Origin of the sequence: Pseudoalteromonas sp. BSi20311 (assembly GCF_000239875.1) — a bacterium.
Taxonomy (GTDB): Bacteria; Pseudomonadota; Gammaproteobacteria; order Enterobacterales; family Alteromonadaceae; genus Pseudoalteromonas.
In genome coordinates this window covers 1-5,973 of record NZ_BADU01000032.1, presented here as the reverse complement: position 1 = coordinate 5,973, position 5,973 = coordinate 1, and the positions used below count along the sequence as shown (strand labels likewise).

Genomic DNA, 5,973 nt, shown 5'->3' with positions numbered 1-5,973 from the left:
GGCTGTGAGTTTAAGTTTTTATATCTATGTGCTAAAACATGTTGAATAACGAATAAAAAGCCCCAGTTACTAGTTTTAAGTATGTGGCATTGCAGCACCTAAATTATCTGCATTTAAGGAGCGGCGATTGTGTTAACTTCTACCCCTTTTTCGTTACTAGAACTGGCGCCTATGCCTAAAGGTGCCACTGTTAGTGATACCTTAAATAAAAGTACAGCCTATGCACAAAAAGCTGATGAACTCGGTTTTAACCGTTTTTGGTTAGCCGAGCACCACAATATGCCAGGGATTGTTTGTGCCGCCACTTCAATTTTAGTGGGACACATAGCCGGCAACACTAAAAAAATACGCGTAGGGTCGGGTGGAATTATGCTACCAAATCATGCGCCTTTAGTTGTGGCTGAGCAATTTGGTACCTTAGAAAGTTTATATCCTGGTCGAATTGATTTAGGGCTAGGGCGCGCCCCGGGTAGCGACCCAGTGACAAGTCGCGCATTAAATAACGACATTAGCCGCGCTGAAAACTTTCCTAATGAAGTAAGCGAGTTACAAACATTATTAGGTCCATATGAGGGAACTAAGCGTGTACGAGCAATTCCTGGTGAGAACACCAATGTGCCGATTTGGCTGTTAGGCTCAAGTTTATTTAGTGCGCAGTTAGCGGCGAAAAAAGGATTACCCTATGTATTTGCGGGGCACTTTGCACCACGTTTTGTACATGATGCAATAGCCTTGTATAAACGAGAATTTAAAGCATCAAATGTATTAGCTAAGCCTTATGTGATGTTGGCATTACCTTTAGTGGCTGCCGATACAGATGAAGAAGCACAATACTTATCAACCACTTCAAAACAGCGGGTACTGTCGTTAATCAGAGGCGATGAGTTGTGGTTAAAGCCCCCAGTTGAAACAATGGAAGGCTTGTGGAGCGAACAAGAGCGTACTCATGTTGAGAGCTTTTTAGGATTAAGTGTTACTGGTGGACCAGCGAGTATTAAACACAAATTAGAAATGATCGTGAACCAATTAGAGGTCGATGAGCTTATATTCACCAACGATTTATATGACGATGAAAAACGTCATCGTGCGTTAAAAATACTAATGGAAATAAAGAATTAAGCTGTTTATTAAGCAAGCGTACACGCAACCATAGTTACACTAATAACCAAATAGAGAATCGAGTAAAGATTGAGTAAAAATAAATGATTTATATTTTCAATCGAACTGATTCAATTAATCTGTTTTAAGGATTTAATCAAGCACGTTAAAATAAAACCATATTCCGTTAAGTTAACAACTAAGAGGTACACCGTGAAATCTCAAATAAATGTTGCTCCACACACATTCAATAAGCCTATGCACCCTAAAACTGCATTGATTGCTGAAGGTGGAGGGCAGCGAGGGATATTTACAGCCGGTGTACTTGACGCGTGGTTAGAGCAAAATTACGACCCGTTTGATTTATTTATAGGCACGTCTGCTGGCTCGCAAAATTTAACCAGTTATTTAGCGCGTCAAAAAGGCTACGCAAAACGCTTGATCAGAGGGCTTTCGCGTCATAAACGTTTTTTTCAGTTAGGTCGAGGCCTAATGGGTAAACACATTGTTGACTTAGATTGGTATTTCGAAAAAACCACTGAGGTTAATAGAGCATTAGACTTTAAAACGGCAAAAAATAGCCTTGGTGATAGAGAGCTGCTGATCACTGCAACCAATGCGCGTGATCGTAAACCGTATTATTTATCTCCTACTGGCGATGGTAAACACTGGCGAGAACTATTAAAAGCGTCAAGTGCTTTACCTTTTTTGTATAAACAAGGTGTTCAACTCACTCCTTGGTTAGGCTCAAAAGCGGCAAACGAAGCACATTTAGCTGCAGAGCAATCGAATGAAGATTTTTATTTAGATGGCGGCTTAGCTGCGCCATTGCCTGTACGCGAAGCGTATAACCGTGGCGCCCGTAAAATTGTAGTAATAAGAACGGTAGACACCGATTTTCAAGCAGAATCAGCGTGGGTACAAAAATTGAGAACACTTGCGAGTGCTTCGGGATATTGCCCAAAAACTCTCGACTATTTGTTACAACATGAACAAGCGTACTTAGACGAGCTTGAATTTATTGCTAATCCCCCAGATGATGCTGAAATTATTCAAATTTTTGCTAACGAAAAGCTACATAGCAAATTGTTAGGCAGCTCTAATGATGACCTCCGATTTGATCATAAATTAGGCTTGAAAGCGGGTCGTGATTATTTAAAAAACTATCATACAGAGTTAAACCGTTTCAGTGAGCCGCAATACGCAATGTAAGCAAGCCTCTAGGGCGTTTATAGCGCTAATTAACAAGCCGCATGCAAAGCAATATGCACCTACTGTATATTGCTTTGGCGTTAAACTTAGCCTGTAATTTTAATGGGTTAATAAAAAATACTGATCAAACTAAAACAACTCAAGCTAGCGTAATTACCACACACTGTAACGCATCATATTAATAATAAAACCAGTCTAGCATCATAACTCAACCACCAATCTCAGTTCATAAACTCACTGTGAGTCGACTTACCCTGCACAAAATTTAACAAAGCGTACTATTCTTATCTTGGAAATATAAGAGGCCGTATAATTTTAACGCAAGGCTTAGTGCTGCGTTGTTTGAAGCTACAAATATATTATTGATTTTTTTATAAAAAACGATAAGGTATGAGTGTGATTTTATATTCACAATAACTGAAATAAAATTCACGCGACGTGCGGTGCATTTATTGTTTTAAACACCTAAAGATATAAATGTAGAAGCAAGCGGATATAAAAATAACAAATAAAGGACGGGTGATGTTTGAAACAGTAGTAAAAAGTGTCAATGGCCTTTTATGGGGCGAAGGGCAAGTACTTATTTACATTCTCCTATTTACCGGAATATGGTTTTCAGTACGCTTAAAAGCAATTCAATTAGTTAAATTTAAGCACATGTTTAGCCTGCTAAAAGGCAGTAGTAAGTGTAATAAAAACGATATTTCATCATTTCAAGCGCTCTGTACTGGGCTGTGTGCTCGAGTAGGCACAGGTAATTTAGCCGGTGTGGCTGTGGCTATATCACTCGGTGGTAGCGGCGCCATATTTTGGATGTGGGTCATTGCTATACTGGGTATGGCAACCGGATTTGCAGAAAGTATTTTAGGACAGGTATATAAAATTCGCGACAGCAATGGCGAATTCAGAGGTGGCCCTGCGTATTATATTCAACAAGGATTAGGCAGTCGTGCATTTGCTATTGTGTTTGCCGCCTGTTTGTTTTTAGGTTACGGCTTTACCTTTAGCGCCATGCAAACCAACACCATTACTGATGCACTTAATTACGCATTTGAAATACCCACTTTTTACTCAGGTGTTGTGATCACACTTTTAGCAGGCTCTATTATTTTAGGGGGCTTTAAAGCCATTGCCCGATTCGCCGAGCGAGTAGTACCTGTTATGGGCATCGTGTTTGTGCTTGTTGCTCTGGTAATTACACTGATTAACTTCACCCAAGTACCTGCCATGCTTAAAGATATATTTTTATCGGCGTTTGGCTTGCAAGAAGCTGGCGCAGGCGCCATGGGTGCAGCCATTAAAAATGGTATACAACGCGGTTTATATTCTAATGAGGCTGGCGCGGGTAGTGTGCCGCATGCATCGGCAAGTGCCAGTCCAATGCCAAACCACCCGGCTACGCAAGGCTACATACAAATGTTAGGGGTGTTTTTCGATACCATCGTATTATGCAGTTGTACCGCGGTTATTATTTTATTGGCCGATGTAGATATAAGTGGTGAAATGGAAGGTATACGCTTAACACAAAGCGCTATGACCTCACACTTAGCGCAAGGCGGCGTGTATTTTGTAGCCGCTGCCATTACTTTATTTGCTTTTACCTCGGTAGTTGCTAACTACGCCTACGCCGAAAGTAACCTCCACTTATTTAAGCTCGATAACAAAGTAGGGCGCGGTATTTATACTTTGCTTTATTTATCAATGATGTTGTGGGGCGCATCGGCTACCTTAAAACAAGTATGGGATTTAGCTGATATTGCTCTAGGGTTAATGACAGTGGTAAACGTTATCGCTATTATACTACTCACACCGACTATTTTGTCTGTTACCAACGACTACCACGCACAAAGAGACAAAGGCATAGAGCCTGAGTTTAAAGTAAAAAACGTAAAAGTGCAGGGCAAATGTGAAGACGGAATTTGGGATTAAGATTAAAGTTTAAAAGTTTTATATTGCATAAGTATTCATTTTTAAGTTTAGCTTTAACAACATTAAACTGCGACTCTACAGGTAGTATTTTTAGATGATCGACATTTATGCGGGTAAAACTGCAGCAAAAATAATAAACGAACAAGGTTTTAAACCCGAGATTTTTACCTCTTTTTTAGGGGCAAGTGGTGGCCCTAAATGGTTTACCTTATTTGGTTTAGACAAATATATATTTGGCGAATTTTTTAAACATCGCACCCAACCGCTTAATTTAATTGGCTCATCTGCAGGGGCTTTTCGTTCAGCCTGTTTTGCACAAAACGATCCAGTTGCAGCCATTAAGCGGTTAGCAAAATCGTATTCACAAACCCGATATTCTAGTAATAAACCAACGCCCGCTGAAATTACACTAAAAGCCCGCGCATTATTAGATGATGTATTTGGTGATGATGGCGTTACTGAAATTATAAATAATCCTGTTTTTAAAGCGCATTTTATAGTCGCAAAATCTAACGGGTTTATTGCCAGCGAACATAAATTAATACAGCTTTTGGGTTTATCAAAAAGTTATATGCTTAACAGAATTAATCGAAAATTATTAGGCTCGCAATATGAGCGTTTTATTTTTGGCGCGCCCAATAGTGATTTAAGTATTACTGACAGCTACAATTTTAAAACCAAAAATATCGCACTCACACAAACAAATTTAAAAGATGCCTTACTTGCATCGGGCTCTATACCACTTGTAATGCAAGGTATAAAAAATATTGCCGGTTCGCCACCAGGGATTTACCGCGATGGCGGCATTATTGATTACCACTTTGATTTAAAAATTAATAACCCTGGCTTAATTTTATATCCACATTTTAATTCAGATCCAAAGGCAGGGTGGTTCGATAAAAATTTAAAACGAAAAGTGTCACCACAAAATTACGAGAATGTAGTGATGATCACCCCATCAAAAGAATTTGTAGTCGGCTTACCTTACGGGAAAATCCCAGACAGAAACGACTTTACTGATCTTGATGCAGACACGCGTATTAAATATTGGAACACCGTGTTTAGTGAAACTGAGAAATTAGCTGAAGTATTTGATAATAAATTAAATAACACTAGGTATGATTTATTATCATATTAGTTATTAAATTTACGGTACATAAGAATTGGAAAAAGGGCGATAAGCACTTTTTATCAACGAGTTGAGCCCTTGTAAGGGTTAATTATTTATAATCCTGTAGAGATTCTCTTATTTTATTAAAATAATAAGATAAGACAGCAATTGAAATCGTATTATCGATTCCTTTAAAATGATTTAATAAAGTTTTATTTATCATTTCCAAAATAAGAACAGTACAATCTATTGGTGTTTCAAGTCCTATATGATTATTACCAATATTGAGAAATTGATCATTTCCCTTAGCTGATAAACTATAGAACATACTTTGTGAACTAGAGTGTAAATTTTGATTAGCTAATTTTGCATATGGCTGTAATTGGTCAATACCTACAGACTTTTCAATTGCTCTGAACCCAGGTGGCCGGCCTTTATAATCAATAAACCCAACTACCCAACCATAATCGGAAACAAAGTCTTTACTATATTTAAGTTTTAATTCGTCAACTCTTATCTCTAGTTCTTTAAAGTTATCCATGTCTATAGTGGTATTAGCCAATCTATTTGGATACTTATTTTTCATTTCTAAAAGGATTTTGCTAGAGTTAAATTTATCAACT

The 5,973-nt window shown here is 38.3% G+C and carries 5 protein-coding genes; 4 read left to right on the top strand and 1 reads right to left on the bottom strand.

Annotated elements, in window-relative coordinates; genetic code table 11:
• Positions 1-129: 129 nt before the first annotated feature.
• The 4 genes from P20311_RS03055 (at position 130) to P20311_RS03040 (ending at position 5,377) form a co-directional block, all read left to right on the top strand.
• Entirely contained in the window at positions 130-1,119 is a 990-nt protein-coding gene (locus P20311_RS03055; protein ID WP_008109542.1) for an LLM class flavin-dependent oxidoreductase, read from the top strand.
• 237 nt (positions 1,120-1,356) lie between these two features.
• The gene (locus tag P20311_RS03050) at positions 1,357-2,310 is read left to right on the top strand and encodes a patatin family protein (protein WP_008109541.1); all 954 of its coding nucleotides are present in this window, start codon (positions 1,357-1,359) and stop codon (positions 2,308-2,310) included.
• 522 nt (positions 2,311-2,832) lie between these two features.
• Positions 2,833-4,239 carry a sodium:alanine symporter family protein gene (locus tag P20311_RS03045; protein WP_008109537.1) on the top strand — a complete coding sequence of 469 codons (1,407 nt, stop codon included), beginning with the start codon at positions 2,833-2,835 and terminating at the stop codon, positions 4,237-4,239.
• Between the two features lie 94 nt (positions 4,240-4,333).
• On the top strand, positions 4,334-5,377 hold the full coding sequence (locus tag P20311_RS03040; RefSeq protein WP_008109535.1) for a patatin-like phospholipase family protein: 1,044 nt from the start codon (positions 4,334-4,336) through the stop codon (positions 5,375-5,377).
• An 82-nt stretch (positions 5,378-5,459) separates the two neighbouring features.
• On the opposite strand, the gene P20311_RS19025 is transcribed toward P20311_RS03040, so the two are convergent.
• On the bottom strand, positions 5,460-5,973 hold a 514-nt coding region (locus P20311_RS19025; RefSeq protein ID WP_036984718.1), incomplete at its 5' end, for a hypothetical protein.

Excerpts from the sequence above, each read along its gene's own strand:
- P20311_RS03045 (WP_008109537.1), top strand. The coding sequence starts at position 2,833 with ATGTTTGAAACAGTAGTAAAAAGTGTCAATGGCCTTTTATGGGGCGAA.
- P20311_RS03040 (WP_008109535.1), top strand. The coding sequence starts at position 4,334 with ATGATCGACATTTATGCGGGTAAAACTGCAGCAAAAATAATAAACGAA.
- P20311_RS03050 (WP_008109541.1), top strand. The coding sequence starts at position 1,357 with ATGCACCCTAAAACTGCATTGATTGCTGAAGGTGGAGGGCAGCGAGGG.